We start from the raw sequence: 24,487 nt of genomic DNA on the forward strand, positions 1-24,487 counted from the left end.
GGCATCAGCCCGCGCCGCCGCCGCTTCCCACGCCATGCGCGGCCTGCAACACCAGCGCGTCGAAGTCGGCGGCGCTCATCAGGCTGCGCTCGGCGACGATGTCGCGTACCGGACGGCCGGACTTCTCCGATTCCTTGGCGACTTCGGCGGCCTGGTTGTAGCCGATCTGCGTGTTGAGCAGGGTGGCGAGCGCGACGCTCTGGTGGATAAAGAAGGCACACCTTTCCCGATTCACGACGATGCCCTTGAGGTTCTTCTCGGTGGCGGCGTTCATTGCGTTGGTCAGCCAGTCCATGGCGTCGAACAGCGCGCTGCCCAGGGCCGGCATCATCACATTCAATTCCATCTGCCCGGCCTGCACCATGTAGGACACGGCGGCGTCCTGCCCCAGCACCTGGAAGCAGACCTGGTTCAGCATCTCGAACATCACCGGGTTGACCTTGCCCGGCATGATGCTGGAGCCGGGCTGCACCGGTGGCAGCTGGATCTCGCCCAAACCGGTGCGCGGGCCGGAAGCCAAGAGACGCAGGTCGTTGGAGATGCGGGTGAGTTCCAGCGCGAGGTTGCGGATCTCGCCCGACAGGCGCGCGAGGTCGTTCATCGACTGCATCTGCGCGACCAGTTGGCCGACGCGGATCGGCTCCCCGGTGAGCCTGGCGAGTTCGGCCGCCACGCGGGCCGGGTAGTCGGGCGAGGTGTTCAGGCCGGTGCCGGCGGCGGAACCGCCCAGGCCGATTTCGCACAATGCCGGGCGCACGGCTTCGAGCGCGGCGGCACAGCGGGACAGCGTCCATGCGTACCCGGCGAATTCCTGCCCCAGCGTGGTCGGCACGGCGTCCTGCAGGTGGGTGCGGCCGGATTTCACGGTGTCCTTTTCGCGTTCGGCCAGCCGGCTGAATTCGGCGGCCATGCTGTGCACTGCGGCGACCAGGCGCGGCAGCTTGGCCAGCACGGCGAGGCGGATCGCGGTGGGGATGGTGTCGTTGGTCGACTGCCCCATGTTGACGTCGTCGTTGGGGTTGACCGGCTTGTACGCGCCCTTTTCGCCGCCCAGCGCGACGTTGGCGAGGTTGGCAATGACCTCGTTGCTGTTCATGTTGTGGCTGGTGCCGGCGCCGGCCTGGAAGCGGTCGACCACGAACTGGTCGATATATTCGCCGGCCAGGATCTTCTCGCAGGCGACGACGATGGCGTCGCGTTTCTGTTCGCTCAGCCAGTCCGGCTGGCAGTTGGCGCGTGCGGCAGCGAGCTTGATGCGCACATGGGCTAGTACGAAATCCTTATCCGCGCGGCGGCCCGAAATGGGAAAATTGGCGACGGCGCGCGCCGTTTGTGCGCCGTACCAGGCATCCGCGGGAACCTGGACTTCGCCCAGCGAGTCTTTCTCAGTGCGAAATTGATTCGCGGCGAATTCATTCATGATGGTAAAACCAATGCAGACATTACAAGGTGGTCGATTTTATCCGATATGGCTGGCCGGGCTATTACTGGCACTGCTCGCCTCCTGGGCCCATGCGGGCGGATTCACGCTGACCGATACCAACGGCAAGACCCATACGCTGGACGGCTACAAGGGCAAGTGGGTGTTGGTGAATTTCTGGGCAACCTGGTGTCCGCCCTGCCAGGAGGAGATTCCGGACCTGATCGCGCTGCACGGCGAGAAGAAGAACAACCTCGTCGTCATCGGTATCGCCATGGATTATCGCAATGCCAAGCAGGTGACCGATTTCGCGGACGGACTGCTGGTCGATTACCCGATCGTGCTGGGAAATGCCCAGATAGCCAGCCAGATCGGGCCGGTACAAGGATTGCCGACTACCTATCTATACAACCCAGACGGTAAAATGGTTGCCCAGCAAGTGGGCGCGATTACCCGTGAATCGGTGGAAAGCTTCATTGCCAAGAAAAGTGCACGTACCAAGAAATAAGCCACTGCATAACGAGGAGACACCATGCGCCAACTGTTTATCGCGTTCCTGATGGTATTCGCCGTATCCGCGCAGGCGGAGACGCGTGACCCCCTCAGCTATTTCTTCCAGCCCAAGTTCGGCGATTTCCACGCCGAACTCCAGACTGCCCGTGAGCAGGGCAAGAAAGGGATCTTCCTGTTCTTTGAAATGGACGACTGTCCGTTTTGCGAACGCATGAGAAGCACCATCCTCAACCAGTCCGACGTCCAGGATGCCTATCGTGCGAAGTTCCTGTTGTATCCGATCGACGTCAATGGTGATACGCAGATGACCGATTTCCAGGGCAAGCAAACCACTGAAAAGGCATTCGCGCTCGCCAACCGCGTGCGTGCCACGCCGACGATGTTGTTTATCGATCTCGACGGCAAATTGGTTACGCGCTATGTCGGTCCCACCAAGGACAAGGCCGAATTCCTGCTGCTCGGCAAGTATGTGGCCGAGGGCAGCTACGCGAGCGAACCCTTCACCAAATACAAGCAAGGTAAATGAGGCGCGCGGCGTGGGGCGCGTTGCTGGCGTGCGCGCTGTCCGCCACGGCGGCTGCAGAACAACTGACGCTGGATGAGGCACTGGCAAGTGTGGCCGCGCCCCATCCCGATCGGCGGGTTGCAGAAAGTGAACTGGCCTTGGCGCGCGCCAACCGTGTGGAGGCGGACAGCCGCCAGGATTTCAGCCTCTTCCTGGACGGCAGCCTGCGCACGGGACGGCGGCCCGATGGCGACTGGAAACCCGACAACATCGGCCGCATCGTTGCGCGCAAGCCGCTGTTCGACTTCGGCCGCAGCAATCAGGCGATCGCTGCAGCGGACCAGGAAGTCACCGCCCGGCAGGAGGCGCTCTACAACGTCGAGAGCCTGCGCCGTATCGACATCATGGCGCGCTATTTCGACGTCCTCATGGCCGACAGGCAGTATGCCGCGGACAACGAATTCATGGCGGTCGCGTATGTGGCCTGGGACAACGCGAAGGATCGTTTCAAAGTGGGACAAATCAGCCAGCCCGCTCTGTTGAAGCTGGAAACCGAGTACCAGGATGTTCGCGAGCGCCGCTACGCCAGCGAGCAGCGCATGCGCAGTGCACGACAGCGGCTTGCCCAGGCTATTTACCGCCCAGATACCTTGCCTGAAGAGCTGGTCGAGCCCGAGCTCAAGGGCAATGCCCGTCCGGTCCCCGAATACGAAGTCATGCTGCCATGGGTCATGGCGAAGAACCCGCGCATCCTCGCGCTGCAGGCCCAGTTGGCTGCAGCAGATGCGCGCCTGGCAGCGATACGCGCGGATCGCAATCCGACGCTTGATGCCGAGGTTATCGGCGGCGGTTACAGCCGGGAATCGACCACGCGCGACGAAGCGAGTGCCGGGCTGGTGTTCACCATTCCGCTTTACCAGGGCGGGCGCGTGGATGCCCGGATTGCGCGTGAACTGGCGCAGAAGGAGCGCATAGCCGCCGAGCTGGAAAAGCTCAAGTTCGACCTCTCCGATACCCTGCTCGCGACCCTGCAGGAAATCGAATGGCTGCGGGGCAGCAGCCGCGTGGCCGCCGACAAGCAGATCGAGTATCGCGACTGGGCGCTGGAACGTGCGCGTGCGGAATATGAACTGGAACTGAAAACCAACCTGGGCACCAGCATGGCGGAAACCCAGATGGCGCAGATACGCCGCAAGCAAGTGGAATACCGGCTGGCGCTGGCGCTGGCGCGGCTGCAGGCATTGTCCGGTGGCAATCTGCCACCTGTTGAGGGAGCACGAAAATGAATCAGCGCATGGCGGCCATTGCACTGGCCGGATTGAGCCTGCTGGGTGCCCACCCGCTATGGGCCGCGGATAAGGTTGAACTCACCACCCGCGTGTCCGGCGTGGTGGAGTCGGTGCTGGTCAAGCCCGGCCAGCGCGTGAAGAAAGGTGCCATCCTGCTGCGTCTGGACAGGACCATCCTGCAGGCGCGCCTTGAGGAAGCCACGGCGGACCATGCGCGCGCGCAGGCTGATGAGGCCGACGCCAAGCGCGAGCAGGGACGGGCACAGGAACTGTACGATCGGACGGTGTCGTCGACCAGCGAACTGGAAGCCGCCGAATTGCGCTACGCGCGTGCCCAGGCTGCGCTGTCGGCGGCCCAGGCGCGCCGGGTGATCGCGCAGAAAAATCTGGCGGATGCCGAGCTGAAAGCGCCGTTCGATGGCGTGGTGAGCGCGATACCGGGCGGCGCCGGTACCGTCGTGGTTGCGGATTGCCAGCCGAAGCCGCTGATCGTCCTGTCGCGCTAAGTATCGAACCCAATCGACCCGGCCTGGCGTGTCCGTGGCCTGCTAGCCGCGTCAGGCCATGCGCCGGGCGATTTCGGTTTCCATTTCAGCTGCCTGATGTGGCGAAGCGACTGCAGCGATCACCTTGTAGCACATCGGCAGGACGGCGTTGAAACCAGCCAGATCCTGTACTTCGCTCATTTTCCGGTAGGCCGGGGACTTGGTTCCCACCAGGGCGGACAGGAATTCCAGCGCATAGGTGCGGGTGCTTTCCAGGTTGGCGGCGGAGTGCGCAGGGGTGGCCGCTGCAGGGGCCGCAGGGGCCGGGCTGCGGGAAGCGGCCGGCGCAGGCTGCGAAGGCGATGCCATGTTGCGCAAGGCCTGGATGAATCCGCTTTGCAGCAAGTCGTTCACCATCGCTTCCAGCTCGGCGCAGTGGGGCATCTTCTTGCAGAGTTCGCCAAACGAAATGCCATTTCCCACGCTGAACAGGATTTGTCGGTGTCGGGGCCGCAAGGTATGGCCGAGATTGAAGATTTCTTCCTGTCCCTTAACCGTACGGGACAATTGCATTGTCATGTCCATGGTCGCCTCCATTGTTGTGATTGCAGGCATTTAGCCTGTGGCGGACATCCTGCATGGCTTGTGCCAGATGACGAAATGCCCCGGACGCCTTGTTTGACAAGGTACGCGGCGCAGGAGGCCGGGGAGGAAACGGCTGAAAAGTGTCGATGGCGTGACGACCGGTCGAGATTTCGTCAGCGGACAAGAGGGGTGGGCAAGGCATGCCCGGAACGGGTGTTCAGGCTAGGTGTTTTTGACGTGTGGCATGTCTCTGCAAGGAGACGTCAACTGCGCGGGTCGGAGTCGGTGCGATTGTCGGCCGACTGGGTGCGAGGGGTGTAATCCCAGTAACGTTTCCAGGCGTTGACGACGAGCGTCGGATATTCCGGCTGGCCCAGGCTGCCGTTGTAGCGGCCCAGCGCACGGAATAAGTCACCGTGCTCGATGTCGATGTAATAGCGCAGGATCAGCGCGCCGTATCTCAAATTGGTGCGGAGCTGGAACAGGTTGTGGTTGGGGTTGCCGATGGTTTTGACCCAGAAGGGCATGACTTGTGTGTAGCCGCGCGCACCGACCGGCGACACGGCATATTTGCGGAAGCCGCTTTCCACCTGGATCAATCCCAACATCAATTGCGGGTCGACGCCGGCGCGCGAAGCCTCCCAGTGCAGCGTGGTCAGGAATTCGAGCCGTTCGTCCTCGTCGGGCATGCGTTTGGCCAACCGGCGCGACATTTCCTTCAGCCAGGCGGCACCATCGGCCGGGTTGCGGAATGCCGTGCGGGTGACCGGCGTGTCCGCCAGGGCGCGCTGCAGCGACGAGCGCACATTGGCCGACATCGCTTCTTCGAGCTGGCCCCCCGCAAATGCGGGCTGGGCAAGCAGCAAAGCGGCGATCAGCAGTCCGATGTGCGTCCGTTTGTTCATGTCAGCGTTCCAGCAATCCCGTCAAAAATTCCCTTGCATCGGCGAGCGCGATTTTTTGCGCTTCGCCGCTTTGCCCCGGCGCGGCGCGGCGCGCCTGGTATTCGATCACACCCTCTTTCAATCCGCGCTCCCCCACGGTGATGCGGTGGGGGATGCCGATCAGTTCGGCATCGGCGAACATCACCCCGGGGCGCTCGTCGCGGTCGTCGAGCAACACGTCGAATCCGGCCGCGCTCAGATCAGCATAGAGCGAATCGGCGGCTTTTTGAACCGCCTCGCTCTTGCCATAGCCGATCGCCACGACCACCAGCAAGAACGGTGCCATCGTCGCCGGCCAGATGATGCCGCGGTCGTCATGGTTCTGCTCGATCGCCGCTGCGACGATGCGCGACACGCCGATGCCGTAGCAGCCCATTTCCATCACCTGCGCCTTGCCCGCTTCATCCAGATAGGACGCGTTCATCGCCTGCGAATACTTGCTGCCGAGCTGGAATACGTGACCGACCTCGATGCCGCGGCACAGTGCGAGCGCGCCCTTGCCGTCCGGGCTGGGGTCGCCGGAGGCGACATTCCGTATATCGGCCACGAGGTCGGGTTCCTGCAGGTCGCGGCCGAAATTGACCCCGGCGAGGTGGAATTTGGGCTTGTTCGCACCGCAGACGAAGTCGCTCATCGCGGCGACCGTGCGGTCAGCGATGACCTTGATCCTGGCACGATCGATCCCGACCGGCCCGAGAAAGCCGGGCGGGCAGTCGAAGGCGGCACGGATCTCCGCTTCGTTCGCCAGGCGGAAATCAGCCATGCCCTCCAGCTTGCCAAGCTTGACCTCGTTCAGCATGTGATCGCCGCGCAGCAGCAGCGCGACCATCTGTTCGCCCACCATGACCGCGATGAGCTTCACGGTACGGGCGAGCGGAATATCGAGCAGGGCGGCGACGTCCTCGCAGGTGGTCTGTTTCGGCGTATCCACCTCGCGCAGCGTTTCCTGCGGCGCGGCGCGCGGCGTCGCCGGGGCGAGCGCCTCGGCGAGTTCGACGTTGGCGGCGTAGCCGGAATCCGGGCAGTAGGCGATCAGATCTTCGCCGGACTCGGCCAGTACATGGAACTCGTGCGAGGCCGAGCCCCCGATGGCGCCGGTGTCGGCGGCCACGGGGCGGAAGGTCAGCCCCAGCCGGGTGAAGATGCGCGTATAGGCGTCGTACATCGTCTGGTAGGTGGCCGCGAGGCTGTCCTTGCTGGCGTGGAAGGAATAGGCGTCCTTCATCAGGAATTCGCGCGCGCGCATGACGCCGAAACGCGGGCGGATCTCGTCGCGAAACTTCATCTGGATCTGGTAGAAGTTGACCGGCAGCTGACGGTAGCTCTTGATCTCGCGGCGCGCAACGTCGGTGATGACTTCCTCGTGGGTGGGGCCGAAGCAGAAGTCGCGCTGGTGGCGGTCCTTGATCTTCAGCATCTGCGGGCCGAACACGGCCCAGCGCCCGGTTTCCTCCCACAGTTCGGCCGGCTGCACCGCCGGCATCAGCAGTTCAATCGCGCCGGCGCGGTTCATTTCCTCGCGCACCACGGCCTCGACCCGGCGCAGCACGCGCAGGCCCAGCGGCATCCAGGTATAGAGCCCCGACCCCAGCCGCTTGATGAGGCCGGCGCGCAGCATCAGCTTGTGGCTGACGAGTTCGGCCTCGGACGGGGCTTCCTTGGTGGTGGAAATGAAGAACTGGGTGGCGCGCATGGTGGAATAATCGGGACGAAAATGCGCATTTTAGCGTGCAGACGGGTAGTCATCCCAGAAACCACAGTTGACCGCCTAACTTCCTCGACGATTTTTTCACATGAGTATCATCTGTTCTTCGGCTGAAATCATCCGCTGACTGAAGTCCGCTATGCACCTGCTGCTACGCCTGGACAAGCGCCTGCCTTTGTCGCTCGTCGTTGCAGGCAATAAGCCTGCGGCCTCCTTGCTTCGCGGCAGTCACCTGCCCAGACGCACCATCAGATGCATCCAACTGCGATTTCTAGGATGATTCGCCCTCGATTTTTGGATGGGATGGCCATGCGCTTGAAGTTTGGTAAACGTCGGGCAGGCGACGAGGGACTGGAAGTGACCGAGGAACGCGGCACGCGTACGCTGCATCTGGGCAGTCGAGCCATCCAGAGCGCGATGCGGGTGAATCGGCCGTGGGACCTGGAACTGGCGTACACGCGAGCCATGATGGGGTTTCTGATGTTCAACCCGATGCCGCAGGACGTGCTGATGATCGGTCTGGGCGGCGGTTCACTTGCCAAGTTCATCCGCAAGCAGCGGCCGCAGACACATGTCACCGCAGTGGAAATCGATCCACGGGTGGTCGCTGCCGCGCGTACGCACTTCGAATTGCCGCCTGACGATGCCACGCTCAGCGTGGTGGAAGCCGACGGCGCCGTGTATGTGCGCCAGCACCCTGGCAGCGCGGACGTCATCCTGCTCGACGGTTTCGATGCCGGCAATCAGGTCGAGGCGCTGGCGACGCAGACGTTTTATGCCGCCTGCCGCCGCGTGTTGAAGCCGGGTGGCATTCTGGTGGTGAATCTGTGGGGGCGTGACAGTGAATTCGCCGAGTACTTCGCGCGGCTGACGCGTGCATTCGACGGTGAGGTCGGCTGGATTTCGGTACAGAACAAGACCAACGTCATCGTGTTTGCCTTTGCCGAGCCGGGCGCTGCGGCCCGGCTCGAGGCGGCGCGGCCGCAACTGGCCGATCTGTCGAAGCGCTACGGCCTCGATCTGCGCGGTTTTGCACGTGATTTTCAGTGGGCCGAAGGGATTGCGCCGTTGCTTGAATAGGCGGGGCGATGGAAGCGGTACAACCGAACGCTTTCGTCGTCCGAGCCGGAAGCCAGGGTCTGTCCGTCGGGGCTGAAGCGGATGACGGCGCCGCATAGTTCATGGGCCTGGTAACGTTGCACGACCCTGAAATCCGTGGTGTCGACGATGCGGATGGCGGAATCGGTATGGCGCCCCAGGGTGGCCAGATAGCGGCCATCGGGGCTGAAGGCGATCGAGGTCAGCAAACCGTTGTGCTCGGTCGGGATACTGTGCATTTCGCCGCTGGCGACGTCCCATTCGAGCAGGCGGAACCAGGTGCCTGCCGCCAGGATGCGGCCATCCGGACTGAATTGCAGGTCGTGCGGGGTATGTGGCGTGCGGATCGTCCGTCGCGTTTTGTAATCCGCATCGAGGAGCAGGATGGCGTGATCGAGGCCAACGGCCAGCCGGGTGCCATGCGTCGTCAGCGCAACGACATCGTCGGATAACTGAATTTCCCGTACAGGCTGTAACGTGTCCGCAGACCAGACCCGCAAGCGCCCATCGCGCTGACCGCTCACCACCTGGCCTTGGAACAAGGCCAGCGCAGTCACCTTCGCGCCCTGGGTTTGTTGCTTGATGCGTCTGTCATGCCACAGGATCAGGCGACCGTCGTCCCCGCCGCTGACAAAGTCGCCCGAGGCCAGCGGCAGAATCGCGCGCACCGCCCGCCGATGCCCGTGGTACTCGCCGAGCGGGCGCAGGGTGGCCGCATCCCACACTCGCAACTCGCCACGGAAGCCGCCGCTGATGAATTGCCGGCCATCCGGCGTAAAGGCGAGCGCCGTGGTCCCGAATTCATGGATTCCCGCCAATACCCGGTCGGGCGGAGCGGCTGACATCAAATTGGAACATCCGCTCAAAATTCCAATTAAAACAATGCTTAACAGCAGGCTTCGAATCATGGAAGGTTTGCAATTTTCGGCGGGTATGAAAGAATGGAGCTAATCGAACTTTATTGATGGTGGCGGCCATGATCGACCGAGAAGGGTACCGCCCGAACGTAGGCATTATATTGTGCAACGCGAGCAACCAGGTTTTCTGGGGCAAGCGCGTCAATCAGCACGCCTGGCAGTTTCCCCAGGGCGGCATCAACGCGGGGGAGACGCCGGAACAGGCCATGTTCCGGGAACTGGAAGAGGAAGTGGGCTTGCTGCCCGCGCATGTACGCATCCTGGGCCGCACGCGCGAATGGTTGCGCTACGACGTGCCTCCCCACTGGACGCGGCGCGACAGCCGTGGCCTGTATCGCGGCCAGAAGCAGATCTGGTTTCTGCTGCGCCTGACCGGGCGCGATTGCGATGTTTCGCTGCGCGCCAGCAGCCACCCGGAATTCGACGCCTGGCGCTGGAACGAATACTGGGTGCCGATGGATGCGGTGGTCGACTTCAAGCGCGAGGTCTACCGCCTGGCGCTCGAGGAGCTTGAACGCTTCCTGCACAAGGATGCACGCCATTTGCGCCAGCGTGCGCCACGCCTGTGCGGACGGCGCAGTGCGGCGCCGGATCTGCTACTCAAGTCCTGATACAGGGTCGGAGGCGTGATGAAGATACAAATCCATGCTTCAAGTACGCTGACGACTGTTGTCGAAACCGGACCGGGGTTGCCCTTGTGGCAGGTTGCGCCCACGCGCGATCTGGCCGGCAAGCGGCTGACCGATTTCATGATGCTGATCCCGCGTTTGCGCAGTCGCCCGCGCGTCGAGATCGAACGGGCGTCGCGCGAAATTCAGGCGGTGCTGTCGCTGCATCAGGATGTGGTGTTCGCTGATCTCAACCTGAAACTCAACTTGCTGTGGGTGTCCCTGCGCCCGCGTCCGGGGGCGATCAGCGAGCTTGTCGCAGCGATTCGTTTACGCGTGCCTGAAGCCGTGCTGGTGGCGCATCACGCCGAGCCTCGTTAGGCCGGCTTCAAGGGATGGCACGGGATCTCGTGCCGCATATCACAAGGCCCCCCGATCGCGCCGGATGATTGGCAATATCCCTGCGAATGGCAGGGAATCCCGCGCCGTTTCTGCGTTTCCGTTCACCCAAAGCGACAGAATTCGTTAAAATGAGCAATTGCTAATTTAACTTTGCTGGAGCAAATATGGCCGTTTCTGAACTTCAGGTGCAGACCGCACTAAAAGAGTTGGTCGATCCCAACACCCACAAGGACTATGTCTCGACCAAATCCGCCCGCAACATCAAGATCGACGGCGGCGCCGTGTCGGTCGACATCCTGCTGAGCTATCCGGCACAGAGCCAGCTGCCGGTCATCAAGCAGCAGGTTGAAGACAAGCTCAAATCCATCGATGGCGTCACGGGCGCCACCGCCAACGTCAGCTTCAAGATCGTGTCCCACAGCGTCCAGCGCGGCGTCAAGTTGATCCCCAACGTCAAGAACATCATCGCCGTGGCCTCCGGCAAGGGCGGCGTCGGCAAGTCCACCACCGCCGTCAACCTGGCGCTGGCGCTGTCCGCTGAAGGCGCGCGTGTCGGCATGCTGGACGCCGACATCTACGGCCCGTCGCAGCCGACCATGCTGGGCATCACCGACAAGCCCGAGTCCAACGACGGCAAGAACCTTGAGCCGCTGATCGGCCACGGCATCCAGGCGATGTCGATCGGCTTCCTGATCGACGTCGAAACGCCCATGGTCTGGCGTGGCCCGATGGTCACCCAAGCGCTGGAGCAGTTGCTGAACAACACCAACTGGAACGACCTCGACTACCTGGTGGTCGACCTGCCGCCCGGCACCGGCGACATCCAGCTGACGCTGGCACAGCGCGTGCCGGTGACGGGCGCGGTGATCGTCACCACGCCGCAGGACATCGCGCTGATCGACGCGCGCAAGGGTCTCAAGATGTTCGAGAAGGTCGGCATCCCCATCATCGGGGTGGTCGAGAACATGAGCCTGCATATCTGCTCGAACTGCGGCCACGAGGAGCGCATCTTCGGCGAAGGCGGCGGCGAGCGCATGTGCAAGGACTACAGCGTCGAATTCCTGGGCGCGCTGCCGCTCGACGGCGCGATCCGTGCCGATACCGATTCCGGCAAGCCGTCGGTGGTGTCCGACCCGAACGGCCGCGTGACCGAGATCTACAAGCAGATTGCGCGTCGCGTTGCTGTTAAGATTGGCGAAACGGCGGTGGATCACTCCGCCAAGTTCCCCAATATCGTCATTTCCAATACCTGATGAGCATCAAGTCCGACCGATGGATCCGCCGCATGGCGGAAGAGCATGGCATGATCGACCCGTTCGAACCGGGGCAGATCAAACAGGCCGGCGGCAAGTCCATCGTGTCGTACGGCACGTCGAGCTATGGCTACGACGTGCGATGCGCCAACGAATTCAAGCTGTTCACCGACATCAATACGACGATCGTCGACCCCAAGGCGTTCGACCCGAATTCCTTCGTCGAGGTGAAAGGTGATTCCTGCATCATCCCGCCGAATTCCTTTGCACTTGCGCGTACCGTGGAGTATTTCCGCATCCCGCGTAGCGTGCTGACCATCTGTTTGGGTAAAAGTACCTATGCGCGCTGCGGCATCATCGTCAACGTGACGCCCCTGGAACCCGAATGGGAAGGCCACGTGACGCTGGAGTTTTCCAACACTACGCCGCTGCCCGCTCGAATCTACGCCAACGAAGGCGTGGCGCAGATGCTGTTCCTCGAATCTGACGAGGTGTGCGAAACCTCGTACAAGGACCGCGGCGGCAAATACCAGGGTCAGGTCGGGGTCACGCTTCCCAAGATCTGAACGGCGCGATTTCAGCACACGCGCAAAATTTCATCCTGCCGCCGCGCACGCGACGTACAATCCGCGTTTTTCTCCCGCCCCTCACTGAGGAGTCGCCATGCGTTTTCGCTTTCCCATTGTCATCATCGACGAAGATTTCCGTTCCGAAAACGCGCATGGAGGTGCTGGGCGTCACCAACTATGGTGACCTGACCTCGTTTGCCCAACAGCAGGCCCGGGCGTCGGCCTTTGTACTGTCGATCGATGACGAGGAACTCGCTGGCAGCGACGAGGATACGAGCAAGGCGCTGCAAAAGCTCCGCGGATTCGTCGAGGAAGTGCGCTTCCGCAATGCCGAGATCCCAATTTTCCTGCACGGCGAAACCCGCACTGCACGTCACATTCCCAATGACATCCTGCGCGAACTCAACGGTTTCATCCACATGCTGGAAGACACGCCGGAGTTCCTTGCGCGTTACATCGGTCGCGAGGCGCGCGCCTATCTCGATTCCCTGGTGCCGCCGTTCTTCCGCGCGCTGACCCATTATGCGGCGGACGGTTCGTATTCCTGGCACTGCCCTGGCCACTCGGGCGGCGTCGCCTTCCTGAAGTCGCCGATCGGCCAGATGTTCCATCAGTTCTTTGGTGAAAACCTGCTACGCGCTGACGTTTGCAATGCAGTGGACGAGCTGGGGCAACTGCTTGATCACACCGGCCCGGTCGGCTCGTCGGAGCGCAACGCGGCGCGCATCTTCAACTGTGATCACCTGTTTTTCGTCACCAACGGCACGTCGTCGTCCAACAAGATGGTGTGGCATGCGACGGTGGCACCGGGCGATATCGTGGTGGTCGACCGCAACTGCCACAAGTCGATCCTGCACGCCATCATGATGTGCGGGGCGATCCCGATCTTCCTGACGCCGACGCGCAATCACTACGGCATCATCGGGCCGATTCCACTCGACGAGTTCCGCCCGGAGAATATTGAGAAAAAGATCGCGGCCCATCCGTTCGCCAAGGACGTGAAGCGCAAGCCACGCATCCTCACGATCACCCAGTCGACCTACGACGGCATCCTGTACAACGTCGACATGATCAAGGAACTGCTCGGCGACTATATCGACACCTTGCATTTTGACGAAGCCTGGCTGCCGCATGCGACCTTCCACGACTTTTATCGCGGCATGCACGCCATCGGTAAGAACCGGCCGCGGGCGAAGGATGCGCTGGTGTTCGCCACGCAATCCACGCACAAGCTGTTGGCGGGCCTCTCCCAAGCTTCGCAGATCCTGGTACAGGACTCGGAGACGCGCAAGCTCGACTTCCACCGCTTCAACGAAGCCTATCTGATGCACACCTCGACCTCGCCGCAGTATGCGATCATCGCCTCATGCGATGTGGCAGCGGCGATGATGGAGCCACCCAGCGGTCCTGCGCTGGTCGAGGAATCGATCCGCGAGGCATTGGATTTCCGCCGGGCCATGCGCAAGGTCGACGAGGAATTCGGCGATTCCTGGTGGTTCAAGGTGTGGGGGCCGCAAAAGCTGGCCGATGAGGGTGTGGGCGATCGCGAAGACTGGATGCTGGAGACGGGTGCGCGCTGGCACGAGTTCGGGAAAATCGCGCCAGGTTTCAATATGCTCGACCCGATCAAGGCTACGGTCATCACGCCGGGACTTGATGTGGACGGTTCATTTGCCGACTGGGGCATCCCCGCGGCAATCGTCACCAAATACCTGGCTGAGCATGGCGTCATCGTGGAAAAGACCGGCCTGTATTCCTTCTTCATTATGTTCACCATCGGCATCACCAAGGGCCGCTGGAATACCCTGGTGACTGCGCTGCAGCAGTTCAAGGCCGATTACGACGAGAACCAGCCGCTGTGGCGCGTGCTGCCCGAGTTCATCGAGAAACATCCCCGCTATGAGAAAACTGGTCTCAAGGATCTGTGCGACCAGATCCATGCCATCTACAAGGCCAAGGATGTGGCGCGCCTGACCACCGAAATGTACCTGTCGGAAATGGCACCGGCGATGAAGCCCGCGGACGCTTTTGCCAAGATGGCGCACCGCGAGATCGAGCGGGTCGAGATCGATAAGCTCGAAGGGCGCATCACTGCCATGCTGGTCACGCCGTACCCGCCGGGCATTCCGCTGTTGATCCCGGGCGAGCGCTTCAATGCCACCATCGTCCGTTATCTGCAGTTCACCCGCGAATTCAATGACAAGTTTCCGGGCTTCGAGACCGACGTACACGGCCTGGTCGAAGACGTGGTCGATGGCAAGGCGCGCTATTACGTCGATTGCGTCATCTGAGCCTGCCGCCGTGAAGGCGGTCGAGGCTTGATTTGTCAGGCAAAAAGCGTATGATTCGCAGTCCCCGGTTTGCCGGGGATTATTTTTACTTGGCTGTTTAAACCTTGGCCATTTTTAACCTTGCTCCACCGCACCGCAGCGGGGGGCTAAACCGAAAGGAACAAGATGCGGCATTACGAAATCGTATTTATCGTCCATCCCGATCAGAGTGAGCAGGTGCCCGCCATGATCGAGCGCTATCGCGCCAATATCACTTCACGTGGCGGCAGCGTCCATCGTCTGGAAGATTGGGGCCGCCGTCAGATGGCCTACCCGATCCAGAAAGTCCACAAGGCTCACTACGTGCTGATGAACATCGAGTGCGACCAGGAAACGCTGGAAGAACTCGAGCATGGCTTCAAGTTCAACGATGCCGTGCTGCGTCATCTGACCATCAAGCGTGACGATGCCGTGACCACGGCTTCGCCCATGATGAAGGAAGAAAAATCGCGCGACATGCTGGACAGCGCCAAGGCAGAAGGCGCCAAGCCGGAAGCGGCAGCCGAGCAGCCTGCGGCAGCTTGAGTGAGTGCCGGGTTGAATGAGTGAACAGGCTGGTCATCAGCGGAGTCCTCATCCAGGTTGATCCTGTGCGTTACAGTCCGGCAGGCGCACCGATAGCGGAAGCGGTGATTCTGCATCGCAGCAGTCAGGCGGTGGCAGCCCATGCCAGGCAGGTGGAATGCGAGTTGACAATACAGGCGAGCGGACCGCTCGCTGCACAACTGGCACAACTGGCCACCGGGGCGCAGGTGAAACTGGAAGGCGCGTTGAACCGACGCAGCGTGAACAGCCGACAACTGATCTTGATATTGAACCGAATCGAAAAGGAATAAATCATGGCACGTCCCATGGGTGGAAAATCCGGCGGCAAGTTCGCCAATAAACGCCGCGACAGCGGCAACCGCGGCCTCTTCAAGCGTCGCAAGTTCTGCCGCTTCACCGCTGAAAAAGTGGTCGAAGTCGACTACAAGGACATCGAGGTGCTGAAGGAATTCATCGCTGAGAACGGGCGCATCATCCCGGCCCGCATTACCGGCACCAAGGCGCACTATCAGCGTCAGCTAGGTACCGCGATCAAGCGTGCGCGTTTCCTGGCGCTCATGCCTTACACCGACCTGCATTGAGGAGACGACCATGCAAGTGATTCTGATGGACAAAGTCGTCAACCTGGGCAATCTGGGTGACGTGGTCAAAGTGAAAGACGGCTATGCCCGCAACTTTCTGATTCCCACTGGCCGTGCACGTCGTGCCACGCAGGCCAACATGGACGCATTTGCCGCCCAGAAGGCCGAACTGGAACGTGTCGCAGCCGAGAAACTGGCCGATGCGCAGACTCGCGCCGGCAAGCTCGAAGGCATGAGTGTGACGATCAGCCAGAAAGCTGGCGTCGATGGCCGTCTGTTCGGCTCCATTACCAATGCCGACATCGCCGATGCGCTGAAAGCGCAGGGCCATGACGTGGTCAAGGCGGAAATCCGCCTGCCCGAAGGCCCGTTCAAGGCCATTGGCGAATACCCGGTGGTGCTGGGACTGCACCATGACGTCACCGCTAACATCACGGTGGTGGTGGTCGGCGAGCAGTAATCCGCCGGCCTTTCCTGGAAAGGGAGCCATCGGCTCCCTTTTTTATTTGTCCTCAAGGCATACCCGGCTGTCCACGGCTTATCCACAGCTTTTCCATTGTTGGGTCCGAGGCTGAAGACTAGAATCCTGCCATGGCCGCCATCCACTCCCTGACTGCAAATTCCGATCCCCAACTAGCGCAGATGCGCCTGCCGCCACACTCGCTGGAAGCCGAGCAGGCAGTGTTGGGCGGTCTGCTGCTCGACAACAGCGCCTGGGACCGCATTGGCGACGTCGTGTCGGAAAGCGATTTCTATCGACAGGACCATCGCCAGATTTTGCGTGCCATCGTGCGGCAGATCGCGGAGAACCGCCCGGCCGATGCCGTGACGGTTTCCGAGGCACTGCAGTCCATGGGGCAGCTCGAAAACGTTGGCGGACTGGCCTACATCGTTGCGCTGGCGAGCAACACGCCTTCCGCCGCCAACATCCGCCGCTATGCCGAGATCGTGCGCGAACGTTCGGTGATGCGGCGGCTTGCCGAAGTGGCGACCGGCATTGCCGACACGGCCTACGCACCGGCCGGCCGCAGCGCCTCGCAACTGCTCGACGAGGCCGAAGCCAAGGTGTTCGAGATCGCCGAGTCCGGCAGCCGCGGACAGGCGGGCTTCACCGAAATCAAGCCTTTGCTGAAGGAAGTGGTCGAGCGCATTGACGAGCTCTATCACCGCGACAACGACTCCGGTGTCACTGGCGTGCCCACCGGCTTTCACGATCTCGATCAGAAAACTTCGGGTTTGCAGCCGGGTGACCTGGTCATCGTTGCCGGCCGTCCGTCGATGGGCAAGACCGCGTTCTCGATCAACATCGCCGAGAATGTCGCACTCGACACCGGCCTGCCGGTGGCAGTGTTCTCGATGGAAATGGGCGGCGCCCAGCTGGTGATGCGGATGATCGGTTCGGTCGGCAAGCTCGACCAGCACCGTCTGCGTACCGGCAAGCTGGGCGAGGACGATTGGCAGCGCCTCACCTACGCGCTCGGCAAGCTCAACGAGGCGCCGGTGTTCATCGACGAGACACCGGGGCTCAACGTCCTGGAACTGCGCGCGCGCGCACGCCGGCTGATGCGCCAGTGCGGCAAGCTCGGCCTGATCGTGATCGACTATTTGCAATTGATGGCGGGCAGCGGCACCGGTGAGAACCGCGCTACCGAAATATCAGAAATCTCGCGTGCGCTGAAAGGGCTGGCGAAGGAGCTGCACGTGCCGGTGATCGCGCTGTCGCAGCTCAACCGCGGTCTGGAACAACGTCCCAACAAGCGTCCGGTGATGTCCGATCTGCGCGAATCGGGTGCCATCGAACAGGATGCCGACGTCATCCTGTTCATTTACCGCGACGAGGTCTACAACCCTGACACGCAGGACAAGGGCACGGCGGAAATCATCATCAGCAAACAGCGTAACGGCCCCATCGGCACGGTGCGACTGGCCTTCCTCGGCGAATACACGCGCTTCGAAACCCTCGCGCAGCCGGGCAGCTACTGAGCCATGCGGCCCATCCAGGCGCGAATCTCCATCGGCGCGATGGCACACAACCTGCGTGTGGCACGTAGTCATGCAGGCGCAACGCGCGTGTTTGCCGTAGTCAAGGCCAATGCCTACGGTCACGGGCTGTCGCGTGCACGGCGCGCATTGGCGGCCGCCGACGGCTTTGCCGTGCTGACGCTGGAAGAGGCCGCCAACCTGAGATTGATGGGGGTCGACCAGCCCATCCTGCTGCTGGAAGGGTTCTTCGGGGTAGACGAAATCGCCACCTGCGCCGAACTGGACCTGTGGCCGGTGTTGCATCATCCTGCCCATCTCGATTGGCTGCAGCAGCAACCGCCTGCGCGGCCCCTGCAGGTTTTCCTCAAATTCGACAGCGGCATGCACCGGCTGGGATTTCCACTGGCCGATCATGCCGCCATCGTCGCGCGGGCGAGAAGCCTCAGCGCAGTGGCCGGCATCACGCTGATGACGCATTTTGCCCAGGCGGATGAAACGGTTGGCGTGGACTGGCAGTTGCACCCTTTCCTGCGCGAACTGTCGGCCTACGGTCTACCATGGAGCAGCGCCAATTCGGCCGCGCTGTTGCGTTACCCGCAGACCCTCGGTGACTGGGCGCGCCCGGGACTGATGCTCTATGGCGCGTCGCCATTTGCCGACCTGTCGGCCGAGCAATTGGGTTTGAGGCCGGCCATGACCCTGCGGTCGGAAATCATCAGCGTGCAGGCCCTGCAAGCGGGCGAGGGTGTGGGGTATGGGCAGTTGTTTCGTGCCGACCGCCCCATGCGGGTGGGTGTGGTTGCCTGCGGCTATGCGGATGGTTACCCGCGCCATGCGCTGACCGGTACGCCGGTTCTTGTCGATGGACACCTCAGCCGAACCTTGGGCCGGGTGTCGATGGACATGCTGTGTGTCGATCTGGGCGAATGCCCCGAAGCCGGCGTGGGGAGCCCGGTCGTGCTGTGGGGCGAGGGCTTACCCGTGGATACGGTAGCCGCAGCCGCAGGCACCAGCAGTTATGAACTGCTGTGCGCGCTGGCCGCGCGGGTCCCCGTGGACGAAACCGACTAAAGCTTAGTTAGTGCGTCGTGCCAAATGAGGGATCGCGGGTGCCAGGCGGCATCGGCAGACCGGCATAGTGGCTGGCCTGGGCGATGGGCCCTAGTGGAAACAGCTTGTACAGGAACTTGTGTCCGCCCTGGCCCGCAAATTCTTCTTCCAGCGAATGCACCAGCATGCGCGCATTGATAGTGCCACCATGATCGGCGTAACAGTCGCGCAGATAGCGAATAATGGCCAGATGGTCGTCGGTCAATTCCAGTCCATCCCGGCGCGCACTCTCGATTGCCTGTTCTTCCGTCCAGGGTTCCAGGTCGATGAGATAGCCGCGGACCGTTGGGCCCGAATGCTCCTGTTCCACCATTTTGTTGATGTCCAGCATGATGATCTCCTTGTGACGTGCGTGCCTTGTTTATAGAACGTGCATGTCGGAAACCAAGGCATTTTGTATGCGTCTGGATGACGCTTGAAATGGATATAATCGTTTTAAATCAACCAAGGGAGACAACAATGACAGCCATTGCGCGCGCACTCGTTACCGGCTTGTTTTTGACGCAGGCGATCAATCCGGTCTATGCCGGCCTCTTCGATTTCAAACTGGGGGGCGGCGATAAAAAAGAGGCCGGTCAGCCGTCCGGTTCTGCGGGGCCGGACGGGGCACAAGGGGAAGCCAAGGAACTTGAGAAATGCGACAAGCCCTACGGCACGCTGGCCGTGGTTGAGCCGCAGGATGCCGTGATTTCCCATCTGCTCCAATACGGCCTGCAATCACCGACAGGCCTGATTCGCATGATGGTGCAGCAATCCAATTGCTTTGTTCTGGTGGAGCGTGGCCGCGCCATGCAGAACCTGATGCAGGAGCGTCAACTGGCCGAGTCCGGCGAATTGCGCAAGGGTTCCAACATGGGCAAGGGCCAGATGGTCACGGCCGACTATGTGCTGACCCCCGACGCGGTATTCTCCAGCAAGGATTCGGGCGGTGTGGGCGGCGCACTGGGCGGCCTGGGCGTGTTTGGCGCCGTTGCGGGCCTGGTCGCGGCCGGCCTCAAGTTCAAGTCGGCGCAAACCACCATGATCCTCTCGGATTCGCGTACTTCGTTGCAGCTCGCTTCGGCCACCGGCAATGCCGAGAAAACGGACTGGAGTGTGGGCGGGCTGCTGGTCGGTGGCGGCGCGGCAGGTGGACTCGGCGCCTACACCAATACGCCGGAAGGGAAGGTCATCGCGGCCAGCTACCTGGACAACTGGAACAACATCGTCCGTTCCATCCGCAACAATCCGGAGATGGCACGCCAGGAGATCAACCTCAAGGGCAAATCCGGCCAGCCGACCAAGGCTGGCATCGTGTTCGAGGAAGGCGACACGGTAACCGGAAAAATTGCCGGGTTGAGGGTCTACGCCCAGCCCAAGAAAACCTCCAAAGTGGTCTCGACCCTCGCGCGAGGCGAGGAAGTCATTTATACCGGCCATGACCAGGGCGGATTTATTTCCGTCCAAGGCCAGGATGGCGAAGGCTGGGTGGAAAAGGTGATGGTGAAGAAATAGGCGACTGTTTCTGTACACCGCCAAAAAAGCCGGGCAAGCCCGGCTTTTTTATGGGGCCGGGTCGGGCGCCGAGAAGCACTCCAGATGGCGTTCGCCCACAGTGGCCCCGGTACAGTCCAGGTCAAGCACGGCCCGGTCCAGCGCGGCGGAAAATGCCGCAAAATCGGCAATGCCTTCGTAGATCTCCATCCATGTCGACGGATCGTCGCAGCGTCGCAACCGACGTGGCGGCTGGCTGCAATACCGGGCCAGCGCGTCCAGCAATGCATCGATACGGGGGGCTACCAGACTGGTTTGCGCAGGATCGATACGGTAATAGACGTAGGCGTGCTTCACCTATTCGGGTAGCGCGTAGGGCAAGGGTTTCAGCGTCAGCACCGCGCCGTCGCCCGCTTTCAGGTGCAGGGTTTGCGTCGCCGCGCTTTCGACCTGGGCCACGGCCAGCACATCGAAGCCGCCCGCCGGCGCCGGTGCTGCATTGACTACCGTGCCGGTGGCCTGGCCCTCGATGTCGGCGCTGTACAGGCTATCGCCAGGTACGGCTTCGATATCCACGTGCGCAAGGAACATGCGGCGTTTGAGTTTGCCCAGATACTGGCTGCGGGCGACGATTTCCTGGCCGGGGTAGCAGCCTTTCTGGAAGCTGACGCCGCCGATGACCTCGAAATTGACCATTTGCGGGACGAACTGCTCCTGGGTGGCGGCAACGATCATCGGAATGCCGGCGTTGAGCCGCAGCCAGTCCCATACCGGTGCGCCGACCGGGGTGGCCGTTTCGCGCAATCCCTGCCAGACCGTGGCGGCGCGTTCGGGGAGGATCGACAGAACGAATTTGTCGTCGCCGACGCGGATGACCTGGCCGGCTTCTCCGTTGATGGTATGCATGGTGGTATTCGGAAGGACGCCCATCGTGGCGTTCACCCTGGCCGCCGCCTGCTTGCCGGCGACGACCAGCCGGACGTGTTCATCGCTGGCGTCACGTCCTTGTACCTTGGCGCGCATGATGAACATGGATAGCCGCTTCAATACGCTGGGCAGGATGTCGCCCGATAGTTGCAGGCAGTAATCCTCGCCCTGCCGCCATACCAGAAAATTTCCGAGCAGGCGTCCCTTGGGGCTGCAATAGCCGTTCCACTGGGCGGCGTCGGCCTGCAGGCCGCGAACGTCGTTGGTGAGTTGGCTTTGCAGGAAGCTGGCGGCTTCGTCGCCGTGAAAAGCGATGACGCCGAGTTGCGACAAATCCGCGACAATGGTGCCGTCAGCGGCGGCGGCGCGTTCGGCCGCCGGATCGCCATAATGCAGAACCGCGCTGTCTTCGATGTGCGCACCTTGGGATTGCAGAAAGTTTTTCCAGGAATCGATCACGTTGCGTTCCAGTCAAAGAGGGATGTCATGAAGTCCAAAAGTGTACACGCTGATGCACGAGATTGAACTCAAACCCTCGCGCCGACTGGGGCTGTTGCTGCTGGGCATGACCGTGCTGGCAGGGGTTGCCCTGCTGCTGACGGATGTCCCTGCAGGCGTTGCGTTTGCGCTGGGAAGCGCGGTGATTGGCCTGGGCGTATGGGGTTGGCGGCAAGCCGCGCCAATGACGCGTCTGCGTATTGCGGCAGACGGCCGTCTGCAAAGCCTGGATGGCCGTGCCGAGTGGTGCGACGTCGAGGTGCTGGATGACAGTTTTGTCTCGCCCGGGTTGATCGTGTTGCGTTATCGTGCCGCCGACCGTCGCGTGCATGCCCTGACGCTGCTGCCAGATAGCGCGGATGCTGACAGTTTGCGGCGCCTCAGGATGTCGCTTCGCTGGGCACGCCGCACACGCTCGGACACAGGGTTCCCGGACGCGGGTTGAGCACGGTGTTGCCAGCGATCGGCAGAATTTCCGGATAGTCGCGGCTGAAATGCAGGCCGCGGCTTTCCTGCCGCAACTGGGCCGAGCGGATGATGAGATCGGCGCTCTGCACCAGATTGCGCAGTTCGATCAGGTCGTTGGAGACCCGGAAGTTCCGGTAAAACTCGTCGATTTCAGCGCGCAGCAGGCGGATCCGGTGCGACGCGCGTGCCAGCCGCTTGTTGGTGCGCACGATGCCTACGTAGTCCCACATGAAGCGCCGCAGTTCGTCCCAGTTGTGCGAGATCACCACCTCCTCGTCGGGGTCGGTGACGCGCGACGCATCCCAGGGCGGCAGGCTGAGCGACGGGGCGGGCGGCGTGGCCAGAATGTCGGCGGCGGCGGCATGGCCGAACACCAGGCACTCCAGCAGAGAATTCGACGCCAGCCGGTTGGCGCCGTGCAGTCCGGTGAAGGTGACTTCGCCGACGGCATGCAGGTTGCACAGGTCGGTACGCGCATTCATGTCGGTGATGACGCCGCCGCAGGTATAGTGCGCTGCCGGCACCACCGGGATCGGCTGGCGCGTGATGTCGATGCCGAGTTCCAGACAGCGGCCGTAGATCGTCGGGAAATGCTCACGCACGAAGTCGGCCGGCTTGTGGCTGATGTCGAGATAGACGCAGTCGATGCCGCGTTTCTTCATCTCGAAGTCGATTGCGCGGGCGACCACGTCGCGTGGCGCGAGTTCGGCGCGCTCGTCATGAAACTGCATGAAGCGACTGCCGTCGGGCAGCAACAGGCGGCCGCCTTCGCCGCGTACCGCCTCGCTGATGAGAAAGGATTTGGCGTGCGGGTGGTATAGGCAGGTCGGGTGGAACTGCACGAACTCCAGATTGGCCACCCGGCAGCCGGCGCGCCAGGCCATCGCGATGCCGTCGCCGGTCGAGGTGTCGGGGTTGGTCGTGTAAAGATAGACCTTGCCGGCGCCACCGGTGGCGAGCACGGTGTGCCCGGCGGCAAAGGTCTCGACCTCGCCGGTGCCTTTGTTCAGCGCATAGGCGCCGTGGATCTGCCGTTCTTGGCCGCCGGCGCGCTTGCCGGTGATGAGGTCGATGGCGACATGCTGCTCGAAGGTGTCGATATTGGGATGGGCACGTACCCGGTCGAGCAGGCTGGTCTGTACTGCGTGTCCGGTAGCGTCCGCCGCGTGCACGACCCGGCGTTTGGAATGTCCGCCTTCGCGGGTGAGGTGCAGGCCGCCCGGCGCTTGTGGGTCTGGGGTGAAGGCGACGCCGTTGGCGGTCAGCCAGGCGATCATTTCGCGCGCCTGGCTGGCGACCAGCCGGGTGACGGCCTCGTCGCACAGGCCGGCCCCGGCAACCAGGGTGTCATGGACGTGGGCCTCGACCGAATCGCCGCTGTCGACCGCTGCGGCAATGCCGCCTTGCGCCCAGTCGCTGGCCCCGTCGGTCATCTGGCGCTTGGTCACAATGGCGACGCGGCGCTGGTCGGCAAGCTTGAGCGCGGTGGTCAACGCGGCGAGGCCGCTGCCGAGGATGAGGACGTCGTGTCTGTGCATGGTGGTCGGGGGATGATAGCAGGCTTGGGCCGTGTCCGAATAACCCTGTTTAGGGTGAACTTTTTTACCCTGACCCGCTCACATGTTCCGGAAGGTGCGGTCACGTATACTTTCAACACAAACAAGAAGCAGCAGGGAGATATGTCGGACCGCGAACTGGATCAGGTGTTGGTCGAACGCGCCCAGCAGGGCGACAAGCGCGCTTTCGAGCTGTTGGTGAGCAAGTATCACCGCAAGCTCGGGCGGCTGTTGTCGCGCATGGTGCGGGATGCTGCGGAGGTGGAAGATATTACGCAGGAAGCTTTTATCAAGGCCTACCGTGCGTTGCCGGGGTTTCGTGGCGAGAGCGCCTTCTACACCTGGCTGTATCGTATCGCCGTGAATACCGCCAAGAATTATCTGGTGGCGCACAAGCGCATGCCGGTGGCGAGCGACGTGCAGGCGGAAGATGCGGAGAATTACGAGGACGGCGACCTGTTGCGCGATATTGCGACGCCGGAAGCGGAACTCCAGACCAAACAGATCGCCAAAGCAGTCAATGAGGCGGTCGATGCGCTGCCCGAGGAATTGAGGACGGCCATCACGCTGCGCGAGATCGAAGGCATGAGCTACGAGGAAATCGCGCAAATGATGGACTGCCCGATCGGTACTGTGCGCTCGCGGATTTTCCGCGCGCGCGAGGCCATAGCGGAAAAGATACGCCCGATGCTGGGCACCAGTCAGGACAAAAGGTGGTAACC

At 62.1% G+C, this 24,487-nt stretch carries 27 protein-coding genes and 1 pseudogene; 19 read left to right on the plus strand and 9 right to left on the minus strand.

Annotation, left to right across the window (positions count from 1 at the left end):
• Positions 1–4 precede the first annotated feature (4 nt).
• The gene (locus tag ABT23_RS10785) at positions 5–1,420 is read right to left on the minus strand and encodes an aspartate ammonia-lyase (protein ID WP_296634857.1); all 1,416 of its coding nucleotides are present in this window, start codon (positions 1,418–1,420) and stop codon (positions 5–7) included.
• Positions 1,421–1,433: 13 nt separating this feature from the next.
• On the opposite strand from ABT23_RS10785, the gene ABT23_RS10790 reads away from it, so the two are divergent.
• Genes ABT23_RS10790 through ABT23_RS10805 form a run of 4 tightly spaced genes read left to right on the plus strand, consistent with a single transcriptional unit; the run spans position 1,434 to position 4,233 of the window.
• Positions 1,434–1,928, plus strand: coding sequence for a TlpA disulfide reductase family protein (locus ABT23_RS10790; protein WP_296634859.1), 495 nt, complete (start codon positions 1,434–1,436; stop codon positions 1,926–1,928).
• A gap of 24 nt (positions 1,929–1,952) precedes the next feature.
• Positions 1,953–2,459, plus strand: a complete 507-nt coding sequence (locus ABT23_RS10795) for a thioredoxin family protein (protein ID WP_296634862.1) — start codon at positions 1,953–1,955, stop codon at positions 2,457–2,459.
• Positions 2,456–3,724, plus strand: a complete 1,269-nt coding sequence (locus ABT23_RS10800) for a TolC family protein (RefSeq protein ID WP_296634865.1) — start codon at positions 2,456–2,458, stop codon at positions 3,722–3,724. The genes ABT23_RS10795 and ABT23_RS10800 overlap by 4 nt, the downstream gene beginning before the upstream one ends.
• Entirely contained in the window at positions 3,721–4,233 is a 513-nt protein-coding gene (locus tag ABT23_RS10805) for an efflux RND transporter periplasmic adaptor subunit (RefSeq protein ID WP_296634869.1), read from the plus strand. Before ABT23_RS10800 ends, ABT23_RS10805 begins: the two co-directional genes overlap by 4 nt.
• A gap of 51 nt (positions 4,234–4,284) precedes the next feature.
• On the opposite strand, the gene ABT23_RS10810 is transcribed toward ABT23_RS10805, so the two are convergent.
• The 3 genes from ABT23_RS10810 to ABT23_RS10820 form a co-directional block, all read right to left on the minus strand.
• Positions 4,285–4,797: a hypothetical protein gene (locus ABT23_RS10810; RefSeq protein WP_296634873.1), complete on the minus strand. Its 513-nt coding sequence runs from the start codon at positions 4,795–4,797 to the stop codon at positions 4,285–4,287.
• Positions 4,798–5,060: 263 nt separating this feature from the next.
• On the minus strand, positions 5,061–5,702 hold the full coding sequence (locus tag ABT23_RS10815) for a lytic transglycosylase domain-containing protein (RefSeq protein WP_296634875.1): 642 nt from the start codon (positions 5,700–5,702) through the stop codon (positions 5,061–5,063).
• Between the two features lies 1 nt (position 5,703).
• Positions 5,704–7,434 (minus strand): proline--tRNA ligase, encoded by a 1,731-nt coding sequence (locus ABT23_RS10820; protein WP_296634878.1) that lies wholly within the window; start codon positions 7,432–7,434, stop codon positions 5,704–5,706.
• 321 nt (positions 7,435–7,755) lie between these two features.
• On the opposite strand from ABT23_RS10820, the gene ABT23_RS10825 reads away from it, so the two are divergent.
• Positions 7,756–8,526, plus strand: a complete 771-nt coding sequence (locus tag ABT23_RS10825; RefSeq protein WP_296634881.1) for a polyamine aminopropyltransferase — start codon at positions 7,756–7,758, stop codon at positions 8,524–8,526.
• Here ABT23_RS10825 and ABT23_RS10830 read toward each other — a convergent pair.
• On the minus strand, positions 8,490–9,389 hold the full coding sequence (locus ABT23_RS10830; protein ID WP_296634884.1) for a hypothetical protein: 900 nt from the start codon (positions 9,387–9,389) through the stop codon (positions 8,490–8,492). The genes ABT23_RS10825 and ABT23_RS10830 overlap by 37 nt on opposite strands.
• A 131-nt stretch (positions 9,390–9,520) precedes the next feature.
• On the opposite strand from ABT23_RS10830, the gene ABT23_RS10835 reads away from it, so the two are divergent.
• The 11 genes and pseudogenes from ABT23_RS10835 to alr all read left to right on the plus strand — a co-directional run bounded on the left by ABT23_RS10835 (position 9,521) and on the right by alr (position 18,804).
• The gene (locus ABT23_RS10835) at positions 9,521–10,072 is read left to right on the plus strand and encodes an RNA pyrophosphohydrolase (RefSeq protein ID WP_296634887.1); all 552 of its coding nucleotides are present in this window, start codon (positions 9,521–9,523) and stop codon (positions 10,070–10,072) included.
• Positions 10,073–10,090: 18 nt separating this feature from the next.
• A complete protein-coding gene (locus ABT23_RS10840) occupies positions 10,091–10,450 on the plus strand; it encodes a hypothetical protein (RefSeq protein ID WP_296634889.1) in 360 nt (119 codons plus the stop codon).
• A 185-nt stretch (positions 10,451–10,635) separates the two neighbouring features.
• Positions 10,636–11,724, plus strand: coding sequence for an iron-sulfur cluster carrier protein ApbC (gene apbC / locus ABT23_RS10845; RefSeq protein WP_296634892.1), 1,089 nt, complete (start codon positions 10,636–10,638; stop codon positions 11,722–11,724).
• Positions 11,724–12,290, plus strand: coding sequence for a dCTP deaminase (gene dcd, locus ABT23_RS10850; RefSeq protein WP_296634894.1), 567 nt, complete (start codon positions 11,724–11,726; stop codon positions 12,288–12,290). Before apbC ends, dcd begins: the two co-directional genes overlap by 1 nt.
• Positions 12,291–12,387: 97 nt before the next feature.
• Positions 12,388–14,584, plus strand: a pseudogene (locus tag ABT23_RS10855) (arginine/lysine/ornithine decarboxylase).
• A 165-nt stretch (positions 14,585–14,749) separates the two neighbouring features.
• A complete protein-coding gene (rpsF, locus tag ABT23_RS10860) occupies positions 14,750–15,148 on the plus strand; it encodes a 30S ribosomal protein S6 (protein ID WP_296634896.1) in 399 nt (132 codons plus the stop codon).
• A gap of 20 nt (positions 15,149–15,168) precedes the next feature.
• A complete protein-coding gene (gene priB, locus ABT23_RS10865; protein WP_296634899.1) occupies positions 15,169–15,459 on the plus strand; it encodes a primosomal replication protein N in 291 nt (96 codons plus the stop codon).
• A gap of 3 nt (positions 15,460–15,462) precedes the next feature.
• Positions 15,463–15,750 (plus strand): 30S ribosomal protein S18, encoded by a 288-nt coding sequence (gene rpsR / locus ABT23_RS10870; protein WP_018506772.1) that lies wholly within the window; start codon positions 15,463–15,465, stop codon positions 15,748–15,750.
• A 10-nt stretch (positions 15,751–15,760) separates the two neighbouring features.
• Positions 15,761–16,210, plus strand: coding sequence for a 50S ribosomal protein L9 (rplI, locus tag ABT23_RS10875; RefSeq protein WP_296634900.1), 450 nt, complete (start codon positions 15,761–15,763; stop codon positions 16,208–16,210).
• Between the two features lie 131 nt (positions 16,211–16,341).
• The gene (dnaB, locus tag ABT23_RS10880; protein ID WP_296634903.1) at positions 16,342–17,733 is read left to right on the plus strand and encodes a replicative DNA helicase; all 1,392 of its coding nucleotides are present in this window, start codon (positions 16,342–16,344) and stop codon (positions 17,731–17,733) included.
• A 3-nt stretch (positions 17,734–17,736) separates the two neighbouring features.
• On the plus strand, positions 17,737–18,804 hold the full coding sequence (gene alr / locus ABT23_RS10885) for an alanine racemase (RefSeq protein ID WP_296634906.1): 1,068 nt from the start codon (positions 17,737–17,739) through the stop codon (positions 18,802–18,804).
• 7 nt (positions 18,805–18,811) lie between these two features.
• Here alr and ABT23_RS10890 read toward each other — a convergent pair whose 3' ends face one another.
• Complete coding sequence (locus ABT23_RS10890; protein WP_296634910.1) at positions 18,812–19,174, minus strand: TusE/DsrC/DsvC family sulfur relay protein; 363 nt, start codon at positions 19,172–19,174, stop codon at positions 18,812–18,814.
• A gap of 128 nt (positions 19,175–19,302) precedes the next feature.
• On the opposite strand from ABT23_RS10890, the gene ABT23_RS10895 reads away from it, so the two are divergent.
• The gene (locus ABT23_RS10895) at positions 19,303–20,337 is read left to right on the plus strand and encodes an SH3 domain-containing protein (protein ID WP_296634913.1); all 1,035 of its coding nucleotides are present in this window, start codon (positions 19,303–19,305) and stop codon (positions 20,335–20,337) included.
• A gap of 48 nt (positions 20,338–20,385) precedes the next feature.
• On the opposite strand, the gene ABT23_RS10900 is transcribed toward ABT23_RS10895, so the two are convergent.
• On the minus strand, positions 20,386–20,673 hold the full coding sequence (locus ABT23_RS10900; RefSeq protein ID WP_296634915.1) for a DUF4936 family protein: 288 nt from the start codon (positions 20,671–20,673) through the stop codon (positions 20,386–20,388).
• On the minus strand, positions 20,674–21,702 hold the full coding sequence (locus tag ABT23_RS10905) for a folate-binding protein (protein WP_296634917.1): 1,029 nt from the start codon (positions 21,700–21,702) through the stop codon (positions 20,674–20,676).
• A 40-nt stretch (positions 21,703–21,742) separates the two neighbouring features.
• On the opposite strand from ABT23_RS10905, the gene ABT23_RS10910 reads away from it, so the two are divergent.
• Positions 21,743–22,186 (plus strand): protein YgfX, encoded by a 444-nt coding sequence (locus ABT23_RS10910; protein ID WP_296634919.1) that lies wholly within the window; start codon positions 21,743–21,745, stop codon positions 22,184–22,186.
• On the opposite strand, the gene nadB is transcribed toward ABT23_RS10910, so the two are convergent.
• Complete coding sequence (nadB, locus tag ABT23_RS10915; protein WP_296634921.1) at positions 22,122–23,747, minus strand: L-aspartate oxidase; 1,626 nt, start codon at positions 23,745–23,747, stop codon at positions 22,122–22,124. The two genes, ABT23_RS10910 and nadB, sit on opposite strands and share 65 nt — an antisense overlap.
• A gap of 141 nt (positions 23,748–23,888) precedes the next feature.
• Between nadB and rpoE the strand changes: the two genes are divergently transcribed.
• Positions 23,889–24,485, plus strand: coding sequence for an RNA polymerase sigma factor RpoE (gene rpoE / locus ABT23_RS10920; RefSeq protein ID WP_296634924.1), 597 nt, complete (start codon positions 23,889–23,891; stop codon positions 24,483–24,485).
• Positions 24,486–24,487: the final 2 nt, after the last annotated feature.

The organism is Thiobacillus sp. SCN 63-57 (assembly GCF_001725555.1).
GTDB lineage: Bacteria > Pseudomonadota > Gammaproteobacteria > Burkholderiales > Thiobacillaceae > Thiobacillus.